Source organism: Mesorhizobium sp. P160187 (assembly GCF_057766425.1).
Map to the genome: position 1 here is coordinate 1928841 of NZ_JBYMDX010000003.1, position 13991 is coordinate 1942831.

Below are 13991 nucleotides of genomic sequence, written 5' to 3' on the forward strand. Positions count from 1 at the left end.
TTCGCGCGTCAGATACCCTCGACCAGCACGATCTCGCCATCGGCCACTTTCTGACGGATGGCGACGGCGCGTTGGTATTCCGGCGAGTGGTAGCAGTCATGCGCCGCGCTGAGCGATTCGAACTCGATAATGACATTGCGGGCGCGGCCAGGCCCCTCGGCCTTTTCATGCTCACCGCCACGGGCAAGGAACTTCACGTCGAAACGGTCGAAAGCGAGCTTGGCGGCAGCGACATAGTCCTTGTAGCCTTCAGCGTCGCGCACATCGACGCGGGCTATCCAGTATCCCTTGGGCATTTTCTTCTCCTCGCTACGCGGCGCGCATCTCTTCCAGTATGGCTTCGGCAGCCGCGCGCCTGTCGCTTGCCGCCACGATCGGCCTGCCGACCACGAGATGGCTGGAGCCGTTGCGGATCGCCTGGCCGGGCGTCACCACGCGTTTCTGGTCGCCATGGTCGCTGCCCTTGGGCCGTATCCCCGGTGTCACCACCGCCAGGTCGGGTCCGACGATGCGGCGCACCGCTTCCGCCTCCTCGGCCGAGCAGACGACGCCGCCCATGCCGGCATGCAGCGCCTGTTCGGCGCGTCTCAGCACCAGCGTGTGCGGGTCGTATTCATAGCCGGCGTCGATCACGTCCTGCTCGTCCATCGAGGTCAGCACGCTGACCGCCAGCAGGCAGAGGTTGCTGCCCCTGGCGGCCTCCACCGCGGCTCGCATCGCCTTGGGATAGGCGTGGATGGTCAGCATGGTCATGCCCATGCGCACGATGTTCTCGACACCCTTCGCCACGGTGTGGTCGATGTCGAGCAGCTTCATGTCGAGGAAGATTTTCGTGCCGCCGCTGGCCAACTCCCTGGCGAAGTCGAGCCCGCCGGCGAAGGCCAGCTGATAGCCGATCTTGTAGAAGGAGACGACGCCGTCGAGCTCCTGCACCGCCTGTTCGGCCTCTTTCACCGTCGGCACGTCGAGGCCGACGATCAGCCTGTCTCTCATGGTATGGGCCTGCATGGCTGTGGAAATCATGCCCCGGTCCGGGTCGACAGCATGCGCGAGGTTTCGATCAGCGTGCGGCATAGGTGCTCCATCGATTTGGTCAGTCTATCATCCCTGAAATTGCCGTCGCCGTCGAAGGCACTGCCGCCATCGGCTACCGAGCATTCCGGCGTCACCATCTCCAGCTGGCAGCGCACCAGCACGGCGCGCAGATGGTTGATGCAGCGGATCCCGGCGAAATGTCCGTTCGAAGACGAGCACAGGCCGGCGACCTTGCCGACAAATGGCCTCACCGGCCAGCCGCCATCGAGGCGCACCCGGCTTACCCAGTCGATCGTGTTCTTGAGCAGTGGCGGGATCGAGCCATTATATTCCGGCGTCGCGATCAGTAGCCCGTCATGGGCGGCGATCAGCCGGCCGAGCTTCACGGCGTTGTCGGGAACGCCTTTTTCCTTTTCGAGGTCCTCGTCGATGATCGGCAGCGGATAGTCGGCCAGCGAAATGCGCGTCACCTCGGCGCCTTGCATGGCCAGCTCCTTCTGCGCCACATCGGCGGTCCTGCCGCTGAAGGCGCCGCTGCGCACCGAGCCGGCAAAGACGAGGATTTTCGCGATCACAGCCATTGGCCACTCTTGTTCCCGGACAGGTACAGCCAGAGGCTGCGCAAATCAACGCACTGGCTCAAAAAACGGAAACGATCGGGGGGCAAGCTGCGCGAAGGTGTGCCGAGCAGCTGGGCTATTGCTAGTGGGTGACCGCAATTCTTGCACTCAGCGCGATGAGTGCAACTCCGAGCAAGGCATCTATCGGCCTGCGGACGCTGCCATATACCGACCGAACCCTTCTTGTGGAGAACATCAGCGCGACAAGCCCAAACCACGCCATCGCGACCAGCCCGATTATGGCCAGCGACACTGCCTGGACCCAGATCGGAGCCTGCATCGGCAATACCGATATGAACAGGCTCGCGAAGAACGCGGCCGTCTTCGGATTTTTAATTCCGACAACGAATCCGCTTCGCCAAGGAGCCGTAGTCTCTGCGCCACCGACGGCCAGCGGTGGCCGCGCCTGCCAAGCCGACAAAAGGATCTTGCTGCCCAGGTAACCGAGATACACGGCACCGGCGATCCGGACGGCAAGGTGAGCCCATGCAATCTGCGTCAGTACGAGGCCCAGGCCACACATCGCGAGAGCCGCCCACACCATGATCGCTGCGGCAATGCCAAGCGCCACATGGAACCCCGCGCGACGGCTGATCAGCGCATGGGAAGTCACGGCTACAAAATCGGGTCCTGGGCTCATGGCGCCGAGCAGGAAGACCGAAGCAAGGGTCAGGAATTGCGGAAGGTAGCTCATTCGATACTCCAGTTTCAGTCTCGTCGTACCGCACGCCTGCATGCCGGAGAGGCCAGGAAAGCCGCTCGCCGATTTCGAGGGTCGTTTCCCTCACCTTCACAAAACCTACAGCGCTCTTTAATATGAGCGAAATGAAAGATATTTCGGCAGCCATGAACATAGCTAATATCAACATCACGATGGTGCGCGTCCTGACATCGCTCAGCGAGACGCGCAGCTTCACCAAAACCGCCGAGCGGCTCTGTCTTTCTCAATCGGCCATAAGCCATGCAATGAAGGCGCTGGAGGAGATCGTTGGCGCGCCCCTCGTCATACGTGATCGGCGCGGTGTCGCTTTCACCGCGACCGGCGAGGCGGCTTTGGACGCGGCGCGCGCCGCTTTGCATGCTTTAGGCCGTCTTGTCGGCCTACGGGAACACTCCATCAAAGGCAGAGTACGGCTCGCGCTGGTCAGCAGCGCCTCGGTAAAGATTGCTCCATATGCGTTGAACATTACTTCCGTCCGGCACCCGGAGCTTGCTGTCGAACTGCTCTTGGGCACGGATACCGAGGTGGCGGAGTGGGTCGATCGCGGTGCCGCCGATATTGGACTGTCCTACATCGCCGGCAATTGCCAAGCCGAGGAACTTGTCGACGACGAACTCTTTGTGGCGTCATCGCAAAAGAACTCAGTCCAAGGCGGGTCATTTCCGATCCGCGCTCTCGACGGCCAGCCATTCATCATGTCGAGCGGCGGCTGCGGACCAATGCTTGCCGAATTGTTCCAGGATTTTGGCGTTGCGCCAGTTGTCATCCTGTCGGCGAGCGATATGGCGGCGCTGCTTGCTCTGGTTGGGGCCGGGCGCGGTTTGTCGATTGCGCCAGGCCTTGCGTTTCCGGCCGATTGGCAGCGAACCGTCGCGAGGCGTCCTCTTGAGCCGCGTGCGCGTCGGCCTCTGCTGCTTCTGCTCTCCAGCAGCGCCGAAGCAACGGCCGTGCGGGCCATGTGCGCGGCGATCAGAGAGGTCGCCACGAGTTTGCGAGGCGGATAACAGTCAAGGATGTGGATCGACCCTTCAATCGAGCTTCCTTCGGGAAACGTCGATCCTCTACAAGGCGCCAGAGACTTCTCCCGCCCTCGATACCAAGCTAATGCGCTTCCCGCCGGTAGATCCACAGCTGCGTCGGCGGGATGTTGCGGAAGATGAAGTCGAAATGCTTGACCGTGTAATTGCCGCGGCCGGGCGGGATCGGCGACAACGGCCCATAGGTCAGCTGCACGATCGGCCGTCCAACCGGGATGCGGTCTAGCAGGCTTTCAATATAGGCGATCCGCTGTGCGACCGGAAAATTGAGCAGCGGCACGCCGGAGACGACGGAATCGAAAACCATCCCGCTCTTCTCGCCAAGCGTGGCGTTGAGATTGAAGGCATCGCCCTCGATGACGTTGACGCCGGGATAGAGCTGGCGCAGATGGCGCACGAAATCGGTGGAATATTCGACCGCGTAGAGGTTTTCGGGCTTAACGCCCTGGGCGAGGATTGCACGCGTGATGACGCCTGTGCCGGGGCCGACTTCAAGCACCGGCAGGCCGGACTTCGGATTGACGATGGAAGCCATCTTGCGGGCGGTGACGGAGCTTGTCGGCACGATCGAACCGACCGACTTCGGCTTGTCGATCCAGCCTTTGAAGAATTTGAGTTCGTCGTCGAACTTTTCCGCCAGCGCCTTCCGCAATCCCGGACCACGTGCCATGCAAGTTCTCCTCAACACTCCCCGAACGCTACTTAGCAGCTAACAGGTCCAAGGCAAGGCGCGATCTGGCATAAGATGTTGATGACGTTCGGGAAGCGTGGCGGCCTTAGTTTGGGTTCAGTGCTCGCCGAAGGATTCGAAAAAGTCCTTCATGCGGGCGAAAAAGCCGCTCGACTGGGGCGAATTATCCTTCGACGACAGCTGCTCGAACTCTTCCAGCAACTCGCGCTGGCGGCGCGACAGATTTTGCGGCGTTTCGACCGCGGTCTGGATATAGAGGTCCCCGACATTGGGCTGGCGCAGCACCGGCATGCCCTTGCCCTTGAGGCGGAACTGGCGGCCGTTCTGCGTGCCTTCGGTCACTTTCACCTTGGTCTGACTGCCGTCCAGCGTCGTCACCTCGAACGAGCCGCCAAGGGCGGCCGTCGTCATCGATATCGGCACCTTGCAGTAGAGATCGGCGCCGTCGCGCTGGAAGAATTCATGCGGCTTCACCGCCAGGAAAATATAGAGGTCGCCCGATGGGCCGCTGCGCAGGCCCGCCTCGCCCTCATTGGCAAGCCGGATGCGGGTGCCGTCCTCGATGCCGGCCGGGATATTGACCGACAGCGAGCGTTCCTCGGTGACGCGGCCCTGGCCGGCGCATTTCGGGCACGGGTCCTTGATCGTCTGGCCGCGGCCTTGGCATTGCGGGCAGGTACGCTCGATCGAGAAGAAGCCTTGCGTCGCCCGTACCTTGCCGTGGCCATGGCACATCGAGCAGGTCACCGGCTGGGTGCCGGGCTTGGCGCCGGTCCCGGAGCATTCCGTGCATGAGATCGAGGCCGGCACGCGGATTTGCGCGGTCTTGCCGGCAAACGCTTCTTCCAGCGTGATTTCCATATTGTAGCGCAAATCGGCGCCGCGTTCGCGGCCGCCCGACGAGCGGCGCTGGCGCCCGCCCATCATGTCGCCGAAAATATCTTCGAAAATGTCGGCGAAGCCGCCGGCGCCAAAACCTTGCGCGCCGCCATTCATGCCGCCCTGCTCGAAGGCGGCGTGACCGAAACGGTCATAGGCCGCGCGCTTCTGCGGGTCCTTCAGCGTTTCGTAGGCTTCGTTGATTTCCTTGAACTTATGCTCGCATGAGTGATCGCCGGGATTGCGGTCGGGATGGAACTGCATGGCCAGCTTGCGGAAAGCGCTCTTGAGCTCCTTCTCGTCGGCGCCCTTCTGCACGCCCAGCGTCTCGTAGAAATCAGCTTTCATCTTTTCCCGCAGTCCGGATGCTCAACGTCTTGATGCATGTTGCGTCGTTTGCCGGCACGTTGTCTCGATTTAGGAGCGGTGCTGCCCGGATGCTAGGGCCGGCGCGCTTGTGCCTGTGTTTTTCAGTGACTTTTTCGGCAAGGCCCGCACTTTTTCAGCGAGGGTTGCAAAAAAGCCCGGCTTTGCGCCGGGCTTTCCGCTTTATTTGCCGTCAACCGGTCAGGCCGACTTCTTCTTCTCGTCGTTTTCGTCGATTTCCTCGAAATCGGCGTCGACCACGTCGCTATCCTTGGCCGCGTCCGCCTTGGCGTCGGCTTCCGCCGCTTCCTTCTGCGAAGCTTCGTACATGGCCTGGCCGAGCTTCATGGATGCTTCGGCAAGCGTCTGCGACTTGGCCTCGATGTCGGCGGCATCGTCGCCTTCGGCAGCAGCCTTCAGCGCCGTGATAGCCTCCGATATCGCCGTGCGCTCGGTTTCCGAAACCTTGTCGCCATATTCCTTCAGCGACTTCTCGGAGGAGTGCACCAGCGCCTCGGCCTGGTTGCGGGCCTCGACCAAAGCACGCCGCTGCTTGTCGGTCTCGGCATTGGCTTCGGCGTCCTTGACCATCTTCTCGATGTCGGCGTCCGAAAGGCCACCAGAGGCCTGGATGCGGATCTGGTGCTCCTTGCCGGTGCCCTTGTCCTTGGCCGAAACGTTGACGATGCCGTTGGCGTCGATATCGAAAGTGACCTCGATCTGCGGCACGCCGCGCGGCGCCGGCGGAATGCCGACCAGGTCGAACTGGCCGAGCGCCTTGTTGTCGGCAGCCATTTCACGCTCGCCCTGGAAGACGCGGATGGTCACGGCCGACTGACTGTCTTCAGCGGTCGAGAACACCTGGCTCTTCTTGGTCGGGATGGTCGTGTTGCGTTCGATCAGGCGGGTGAACACGCCACCCAGCGTCTCGATGCCGAGCGACAGCGGCGTCACGTCGAGCAGCAGCACGTCCTTCACGTCGCCCTGCAGCACGCCGGCCTGGATGGCGGCGCCCAAAGCGACGACTTCATCCGGGTTGACGCCCTTGTGCGGCTCCTTGCCGAAGAACTGCTTCACGATCTCCTGGATCTTGGGCATGCGGGTCATGCCGCCGACCAGGACCACTTCGTCGATCTCGCCAGCCTTCAGCCCGGCATCCTTGAGCGCCGCCTTGCAGGGCTCGATGGTGCGCTGGACGAGATCGTCGACCAACTGCTCGAACTTGGCGCGGGTCAGCTTCAGCGTCAGGTGCTTGGGGCCGGTCGCGTCGGCGGTGATGAAGGGCAGGTTGATTTCGGTCTGCGTCGTGGACGACAGCTCGATCTTGGCCTTTTCAGCCGCCTCCTTGAGGCGCTGCAGCGCAAGCTTGTCGTTCTTCAGGTCGATGCCCTGTTCCTTCTTGAACTCGGCCGCCAAATATTCGACGAGACGCATGTCGAAATCCTCGCCGCCGAGGAAGGTGTCGCCATTGGTCGACTTCACTTCGAACACGCCGTCGCCGATTTCGAGCACCGAAATGTCGAACGTGCCGCCGCCAAGGTCATAGACGGCAATGGTCTTGCCATCCTTCTTGTCGAGGCCGTAGGCAAGTGCTGCAGCCGTCGGCTCGTTGATGATGCGCAGCACCTCAAGGCCGGCGATCTTGCCGGCGTCCTTGGTGGCCTGGCGCTGGGCGTCATTGAAATAGGCCGGAACGGTGATGACCGCCTTCTCGACCTTCTCGCCGAGATAGGCCTCCGCCGTTTCCTTCATCTTCTGCAGGATCATGGCCGAGATCTGGCTGGGCGACTGCTTCTTGCCGCCGGCCTCGACCCAGGCATCGCCATTGTCGCCCTTGACGATCTTGTAGGGGACAAGCTTCTTGTCCTTCTCCGTCACCGGGTCGTCATAGCGGCGGCCGATCAGGCGCTTGACCGCGAAGATGGTGTTTTCAGGATTGGTGACCGCCTGGCGCTTGGCCGGCTGGCCGACGAGACGTTCGCCGTCGCCCGAGATGGCGACGATGGAAGGCGTCGTGCGCGCGCCTTCCGCATTTTCAATGACCTTGGGCTCCTTGCCATCCATGATGGCGATGCAGGAGTTGGTGGTGCCGAGATCGATACCGATTACTTTTGCCATTTTTCTAGTCTCTCCGCTAAGCAGGCTCTCAGGACCCGTAAGGCGTTCCGACGAAAGCCCCTGTTCACAAGAAATTCCGCTCCGGCAACCGGCATTCCGGCACTGGGCGGCTTGGCGCGTATATAAGAACAGGCGGCATCGGGCGCAAGCATTCTGCGCATGGCATCCACCGTGCCGCGCTTGGCGCCTTTGAACAGCCGCCCGGCGGCCCGGATGTGCTCAAACCGCGCTCAAAACCCCAGGATCTGCGCGATCCCCCGGCGAAGCGCCCAGTCAGGGCTTCGAAACCACAAGAAAACGTCACCTATGCGTGAGAGAGGCGGCTCCTGGCTGAGGAAGGCGCCTGCCCACAGCAGACACAGGCAAAAGCGTCACGCGGCCTGCGACAGCGATTTATGCGCCTCGGCCAGGATTTCGAACGAGCGCACGCGTGCCGCATGGTCGAAGATCTGCGCGGTCACCATCAGCTCGTCTGCGCCGGTGCGGCGCACGAACGCGTCTATGCCTTGCCGGACCGTTTCGGGAGAGCCGACGACGGCGCAGGACAGCGCCTGCGAAATCATGGTTTTTGCCATCGGCTCGAGCGTCTGGTCATAGCCCTCGACCGGCGGCGGCAGGCGGCCGGCCCGCCCGGTGCGCAGATTGACGAAGGCCTGCTGCAACGAGGTGAACAGCAGTTTGGCCTCTCCATCGGTCGGTGCGGCGAAAACGTTGAGGCCGAGCATGACATAGGGCTTGTCCAGCTGTTCCGAAGGCTGGAAGCGCGAACGGTAGATCTCCAGCGCATGGTCGAGTTCGGCCGGCGCGAAATGCGAGGCAAACGCATAGGGCAGGCCGAGCATGGCGGCGAGCTGCGCGCCATAGAGGCTGGAACCGAGGATCCAGACCGGCACCTTCTGGCCTTCGCCGGGCACGGCGTGGATACGCTGGCCTTCCGCGGCCGGCTGGAAATAGCCCATCAGCTCGACGACATCCTGGGGGAAATTGTCTGACGCCTCGAGATTGCGGCGCAGCGCGCGCGCTGTTCCCATATCGGTGCCGGGCGCGCGGCCGAGGCCGAGGTCGATGCGGCCGGGGTGCAGTGCCGCCAGCGTGCCGAACTGCTCGGCAATCACCAGCGGCGCATGGTTGGGCAGCATGATGCCACCGGCGCCGACGCGGATCGTCTTGGTGCCGCCGGCGACATGGGCGATGACCACGGCGGTCGCCGCGCTGGCGATGCCCGGCATGTTGTGGTGCTCGGCCAGCCAATAGCGCCTGTAGCCGAGCCGCTCGGCATGGCGGGCTAGGTCGAGCGAATTTGCCAGCGATTGCGAGGCGTCGCTGCCTTCGACGATCGGCGACAGGTCGAGAACGGAAAGTGCGGTCATGGGCCTCAAGCCTTTACGATGTTCAACTGCCTGACCCTGGTTTCGAAGGCGCGGTCGGGAATGACGATGTCGAGCTGGTGCCAAGCAACGGGTCCATATTCTCGAACGGGATCGCCTGCGGACGCCGGCGATGCAGCGCGCTCAGCTTGTAGAGCGACGCATCGATCGGACCGCGATAGCCAATGCGGTCGAAATAGGAATCGAGGTCGAAGGAGGCATCGTTCATCGCAGGGTCCGGCTTGACCGGCACGATATAGGCACTCCGCCTGAAGACAACAAATGCGCGATGACGGACAGGCGCGGCAAGCTTATGCCGCGGCCTTTCCGTTCTCTTCGGCCGCTTCCTCCTCCACCACGGCCGTCTGCTGTGCGGCGAGAAAATTGCCGACATGGCTGAGGCCATCGAAATGATCGCAGAACACCTTGACGACGACCAGCAGCGGCACCGCCATCAGCGCGCCGACAAAGCCCCAAAGCCAGGACCAGAAGGCGATGGCGATGAAGATCGCCACGGCGTTGATCTCGAGGCGTCGGCCGACAACCATCGGTGTAACGAACTGGCCTTCGGCGATGTCGCACAAAAGCACGAAGCCCGGCGCCAAGAGGGCGTAGGTAATCGAGTCGAAGCTGATCATCGCAATGACGCTGACCAGCACGATGGTAATCAGCGCGCCGACATAGGGCAGGAAGTTGAGCAGCGCCGCCATCGTTCCCCAGACCAGCGGGTTGGGCATGCCGAGCGCCCACAGGCCAAGGCCGATAACCGCGCCGAGACCGGCATTGATGACGGTGACGGTGAGCAGATAATGCGAGATTTCGCGCTCGACGTCATAGACGACGCGCAAGGCCCGCTTCTTCTCGCTGAGGCTGGCGAAGGACTGGATGATCTTCTCATAGAACATCGTGCCCGACGCCAGCAGGAACAGCGACAGCACAAAGATGATGGTCAGGCTTGTCCCCGCCGACAGGACGTTGCTGGCGGCGGCCGACAGGACGCCGGACTGTGCCATCGCCACCTTCTGGATGCCCGGCTCCTGCGAGGTCTCCGTCATCTGTTCGATCTGATGCGAGATCTGCATGATCCTCTCGAGCGGACGCCGCAATTGCGCCAGCCGCTCGGTGAGTTGTTGGCCGATCGACGAGGTGTTGTTGAGAAGATCGATGACCGGGCCGCTGAGCAGATACCCGGCAACGCCGAAGAGGCAGATCGACAGCACGACCAACATTGTCGCCGAAATCACTTCCGGAATGCCGCGCTTGCGCAGGAAGCGCACGATCGGTGTCAGCGTCAGCGTCAGCAGGAAGGCGAGAATGACCGGCATGAAGAAAGCACGCGCAAAATACAGCGCGTAGATGGCCATGAACAGGAAGATCCCGATGAGCAGCGAACGCATCAGATGCGTGTCGGCACGCGCCACAACTCTCGCCTCTTCGGTCTCGGCAAGGCCAGCACCCAAAGCGGCGGGTTCGGCTTTCATGATTTTCCCTCAGCGGCGCACCGCAATTGGTGCATTCCCCTGACGGAAACGCCTCTGCAAGCCCAAGGTTCCGTTAGCCGGCAAGGCCCTCAATCCGGGCCGCCCGTCGCTCAGGCGGCTGGCGCTGCGACGGCGACGCCGGGCTTGGCGGTCTCCTTGCGCACGATCGGCGCCACCTTGGTGCCGTACAGTTCGATCGCCTTCATGATCTTGGCGTGCGGCATGGCGCCGATCGCCATCTGCAGCAGGAAGCGGTCATTGTTGAAGATCTTGTGCTGGGCGACGATCTTTTCCGCCACCTGCTCCGGATCGCCGACGAACAGCGCGCCGTTCGGACCACGGGACTGATCGAAATGCGCCCGCGAGGTCGGGCCCCAGCCGCGCTCGCGGCCGATGCGGTTCATCACTTCGGCCTGCGGGCCATAGAAATCGTCGGCCGCCTGTTCAGTGGTGCCGGCGATGAAGCCGTGCACATTGATGCTGGTGGCAAGGCCCGAGGGGTCGGTACCGGCCCGCCTGGCGGCATCGCGATAAATGTCGAACAGCGGTGCAAACCGCGCCGGCTCGCCGCCGATGATGGCCAGCGCCAGCGGCAGGCCGAGCACCCCCGCGCGGGCCGCAGACTGCGGCGTTCCACCTATTGCGATCCAGATCGGCAATTTGTCCTGCAGCGGCCGCGGATAGACGCCGCGGTCGTTGATGGGCGCGCGCAGATTGCCGGACCAGGTGACTTTGACGCTGTCGCGGATGGCCAGCAGCAAATCGAGCTTTTCGGCGAACAGCTCGTCATAGTCCTCGAGATTGTAGCCGAACAGCGGGAAGGATTCGATGAACGAGCCGCGCCCGGCCATGATCTCGGCCCGGCCGTCCGACAAAAGGTCGAGCGTTGCGAACTGCTGGAAGACGCGCACCGGATCGTCGGAGGACAGCACGGTGACCGCGCTGGTCAGCTTGATGCGCTTGGTGCGTTCGGCGGCAGCGGCCAGCGCCACCACCGGCGCGGACGCGGCATAGTCGGGGCGGTGATGTTCGCCCAGACCAAAGACGTCGAGGCCGACCTGGTCGGCCAGCTCGACCTCCTCGATCAGATTGCGCAGCCGCTGATGCGGGCCGATCGCGCCGGGGCCGGGCTCCGGGCTGACGTCGGCGAAAGTGTAGAGACCGAGTTCCATGGCATGTCATCCAGATGTTCTGATTTGCCGCTAGAGGTAGCGGCGAGCCGCCCCGGCCGCCAGAGGGGCGGATAGTGAACAGTGCATGTCGGTTTCGGCCGGCTTTGTTTCAGGGAAACGCGTCTCCCGGCTGCAACAGCATAAACTTTCATGGCTGGCATACCGTTTTGGCGCTTGAACTCTCGGTTTTCGCGCGTATGTAAGCGTCGCGAATTGACTTCAGGGAAGTGGACTTGGCTATCTACAGGGAAAAAGACATTTTCGAGCGGCGCAATGCCGCGAACGAGGCAAAGAAGGCGCTTCTGGAGCGCTTCAAGTCAAAGCCGGCGGCTGATGATCCTGCGGTTCTGGCCAAACAGGCCGAACGCAAGGCGATTCTTGAGGCTCGCGAAATACGCGAGGCCGAAAAGGCCAGGCTGAAGCAGGAAAAGCTGGCACGCGAGGCGGTCGAGAAGGCCGAGCGCGAGGCAGCAGCCGAAGCGGCGCGTATTGCGGCCGAAGAGGCAGCGCAGGCTGAAGCGAAGATCAAGGAAGCCGAAGAAAACGAGCGCATTGCCCGTTTGCTGGCCGACGAAGCCGAACGCAAGGCCAAGCGCGACGCACGCTATGCGGCCCGCAAGCAGCGTACCGGCAGGACGCCTCCGGGCTTCTCCGCCCGCTAACGCTTCGATCGAAACGATCGACATCAGGGTCGCCTTGCAGCGGCCCTGAAGGCGTTTGCCTAATTTAAGGATTTGATGCCTCGGAGCTCAGGCGGCGAGCTTCAGCCCCATAATGCCGCAGACGATGAGCGCGATGCAGGCGAGCCGGATGGCCGTCGCCGGCTCGCCCAGCAGCCAGATGCCAAGCAGCGCCGTGCCGACCGTGCCGATGCCGGTCCACACCGCATAGGCCGTCCCGACAGGCAGCGTCTTGAGCGCCAGGCCGAGCAACCCCAGGCTGATGATCATCGAGGCGACGGTGAGCACCGTCGGCAGCGGCTTCGAGAAGCCGTCGGTGTATTTGAGGCCGATCGCCCAGCCAATTTCGAACAGACCAGCGAAGAACAGAAAAATCCACGACATCGGGATGCACTCCTTCCATGAGGATGGCGGGGCGTCCCGGCCGGACTTTTGAGAAAGGCGCGAGGTCGTCCTCGCCGCTTGGGTATAAGCGGCTGCGCCGGTCCGATCAACAAAACACCGGCAGCATCGTTCATGCCGCCGGTGTCAAAATCTGCGCCGAAACGGTTTGCCCGGATCTCAACCGTCCCTAGATATTGACGACCTAAGGCGGGCTTACTTTTCCTTGAGCCTCATCGCCTTCACGGGCGGCGCCTTCAGCGCCGGAGCCGCGGCAGGCTTCTTGGCGTCTTTTTTCGGCTTCCGAGCTTCCTTGCCCGCCTTCATCGCACCTTTAGCCATAATTCGTTCCTCCAGTTGCTGGGAGGCCAAGTGAAACAAGAGAAACGCCGGACTGCAAGAGGGCTGGCGTCTGTCGCCGGCGCCGGCGGGCCGCTTTCAACCGGTTTCTAATTTGCTCGTAAACCATTGCGGTCCGTGCCATGGTTGTCTTCGCACTGCAGCATCGGCCATGCCTTCGCCCGGCGATGATCAGGCAGTGCGGTCAGGACGACAATGCGAATCCGCATCGGCAGCGAGATGAGTTTCGATTTTCCGCAGGAAACGCCGCTGATCGCGATGCTCAATGTCCACTACTCCAGGGCCTCCGATCTCGAGCGCCCGGATTTCCTGACCTCCAACCCGCCGGTGCCGATCCAGAGCTACCGCGACAGTTTCGGCAATTGGTGCAACCGTTTCGTCGCCCCGCCCGGGCGCTTCACCTTCGGCACCGATTCGGTAATCCGCGACCCCGGCACGTTCGAGATGGGCGACCTGATGGCCTGGCAGCACGAGGTGCGCGATCTGCCGTCGGACACATTGCTCTTCCTGTTGCCGAGCCGCTTTTGCGAGAGCGATCTGCTGGCCAGCGAAGCCTGGCGGCTGTTCGGGCATACGCCGCTTGGCATTGCGCGCGTCCAGGCGGTCTGCGACTTCGTCCACAACCACATCGTCTTCAGCTACGGCAATGCGCGGCCGACCCGCACCGCGGCGGAAGCCTATCGCGAGCAAAGCGGCGTCTGCCGTGACTTTGCCCACCTCGCGGTCACCTTCTGCCGTGCGCTCAACATCCCGACCCGCTACTGCACCGGCTACATCAGCGACGTCGGCCTGCCCAAACCTTGGGCGAGCATGGATTTCGCAGCCTGGATGGAGGTCTATCTCGGTGGCCGCTGGCATGTCTTTGACCCGCGCAACAATTCGCCACGCATCGGCCGCATCCTGATCGCGTCGGGTCGCGACGCCGCCGACGTGCCGCTGACCCACATCTTCGGACCGGGCACGCTGGCTGGTTTCAAGGTGTGGACGGACGAGATCATCGAATAGGGGCGTCTTTCCGCAAGCTGGCCTACAAGACCCTGAACGACCGGGCGATTCGTGCGTTGTGATGCCTGTGGAGCTCAG

General features: G+C 62.6%; 16 protein-coding genes. 3 read left to right on the plus strand and 13 right to left on the minus strand.

Annotated elements, in window-relative coordinates:
* Positions 1 to 8: 8 nt before the first annotated feature.
* From AC3CCE_RS12800 to AC3CCE_RS12815, 4 genes are all read right to left on the minus strand, one after another.
* Positions 9 to 296, minus strand: a complete 288-nt coding sequence (locus AC3CCE_RS12800) for a DUF1330 domain-containing protein (protein WP_023681317.1) — start codon at positions 294 to 296, stop codon at positions 9 to 11.
* A gap of 13 nt (positions 297 to 309) precedes the next feature.
* The gene (gene pyrF / locus AC3CCE_RS12805) at positions 310 to 1023 is read right to left on the minus strand and encodes an orotidine-5'-phosphate decarboxylase (protein WP_488377146.1); all 714 of its coding nucleotides are present in this window, start codon (positions 1021 to 1023) and stop codon (positions 310 to 312) included.
* The gene (locus AC3CCE_RS12810) at positions 1020 to 1616 is read right to left on the minus strand and encodes an NADPH-dependent FMN reductase (RefSeq protein ID WP_352625151.1); all 597 of its coding nucleotides are present in this window, start codon (positions 1614 to 1616) and stop codon (positions 1020 to 1022) included. Before AC3CCE_RS12810 ends, pyrF begins: the two co-directional genes overlap by 4 nt.
* Positions 1617 to 1737: 121 nt before the next feature.
* The gene (locus tag AC3CCE_RS12815) at positions 1738 to 2349 is read right to left on the minus strand and encodes a LysE family translocator (protein ID WP_352625149.1); all 612 of its coding nucleotides are present in this window, start codon (positions 2347 to 2349) and stop codon (positions 1738 to 1740) included.
* A gap of 122 nt (positions 2350 to 2471) precedes the next feature.
* On the opposite strand from AC3CCE_RS12815, the gene AC3CCE_RS12820 reads away from it, so the two are divergent.
* Complete coding sequence (locus AC3CCE_RS12820) at positions 2472 to 3380, plus strand: LysR family transcriptional regulator (protein ID WP_352625147.1); 909 nt, start codon at positions 2472 to 2474, stop codon at positions 3378 to 3380.
* Between the two features lie 97 nt (positions 3381 to 3477).
* Here AC3CCE_RS12820 and pmtA read toward each other — a convergent pair whose 3' ends face one another.
* From pmtA to AC3CCE_RS12855, 7 genes are all read right to left on the minus strand, one after another.
* Positions 3478 to 4083 (minus strand): phospholipid N-methyltransferase PmtA, encoded by a 606-nt coding sequence (gene pmtA, locus AC3CCE_RS12825; RefSeq protein ID WP_023681321.1) that lies wholly within the window; start codon positions 4081 to 4083, stop codon positions 3478 to 3480.
* Between the two features lie 117 nt (positions 4084 to 4200).
* The gene (gene dnaJ, locus AC3CCE_RS12830; protein WP_352510678.1) at positions 4201 to 5331 is read right to left on the minus strand and encodes a molecular chaperone DnaJ; all 1131 of its coding nucleotides are present in this window, start codon (positions 5329 to 5331) and stop codon (positions 4201 to 4203) included.
* Between the two features lie 219 nt (positions 5332 to 5550).
* Positions 5551 to 7467, minus strand: a complete 1917-nt coding sequence (gene dnaK / locus AC3CCE_RS12835) for a molecular chaperone DnaK (protein ID WP_023673200.1) — start codon at positions 7465 to 7467, stop codon at positions 5551 to 5553.
* Between the two features lie 371 nt (positions 7468 to 7838).
* Positions 7839 to 8837: an LLM class flavin-dependent oxidoreductase gene (locus AC3CCE_RS12840; RefSeq protein ID WP_023673201.1), complete on the minus strand. Its 999-nt coding sequence runs from the start codon at positions 8835 to 8837 to the stop codon at positions 7839 to 7841.
* 22 nt (positions 8838 to 8859) lie between these two features.
* Positions 8860 to 9063, minus strand: coding sequence for a hypothetical protein (locus AC3CCE_RS12845; protein WP_352625144.1), 204 nt, complete (start codon positions 9061 to 9063; stop codon positions 8860 to 8862).
* 82 nt (positions 9064 to 9145) lie between these two features.
* Positions 9146 to 10315 (minus strand): AI-2E family transporter, encoded by a 1170-nt coding sequence (locus AC3CCE_RS12850; protein ID WP_023739794.1) that lies wholly within the window; start codon positions 10313 to 10315, stop codon positions 9146 to 9148.
* Between the two features lie 110 nt (positions 10316 to 10425).
* Positions 10426 to 11487, minus strand: coding sequence for an LLM class flavin-dependent oxidoreductase (locus AC3CCE_RS12855; RefSeq protein WP_352625142.1), 1062 nt, complete (start codon positions 11485 to 11487; stop codon positions 10426 to 10428).
* Positions 11488 to 11720: 233 nt separating this feature from the next.
* Between AC3CCE_RS12855 and AC3CCE_RS12860 the strand changes: the two genes are divergently transcribed.
* Complete coding sequence (locus AC3CCE_RS12860; RefSeq protein WP_023673205.1) at positions 11721 to 12149, plus strand: DUF6481 family protein; 429 nt, start codon at positions 11721 to 11723, stop codon at positions 12147 to 12149.
* An 87-nt stretch (positions 12150 to 12236) separates the two neighbouring features.
* On the opposite strand, the gene sugE is transcribed toward AC3CCE_RS12860, so the two are convergent.
* The gene (gene sugE, locus AC3CCE_RS12865) at positions 12237 to 12551 is read right to left on the minus strand and encodes a quaternary ammonium compound efflux SMR transporter SugE (protein WP_023681326.1); all 315 of its coding nucleotides are present in this window, start codon (positions 12549 to 12551) and stop codon (positions 12237 to 12239) included.
* 213 nt (positions 12552 to 12764) lie between these two features.
* Entirely contained in the window at positions 12765 to 12890 is a 126-nt protein-coding gene (locus AC3CCE_RS12870; protein WP_006200611.1) for a hypothetical protein, read from the minus strand.
* 213 nt (positions 12891 to 13103) lie between these two features.
* Here AC3CCE_RS12870 and AC3CCE_RS12875 point away from each other — a divergent pair, with 213 nt between their 5' ends.
* Positions 13104 to 13913, plus strand: a complete 810-nt coding sequence (locus AC3CCE_RS12875) for a transglutaminase-like domain-containing protein (RefSeq protein ID WP_352625139.1) — start codon at positions 13104 to 13106, stop codon at positions 13911 to 13913.
* The last annotated feature ends 78 nt before the right edge of the window (positions 13914 to 13991 follow it).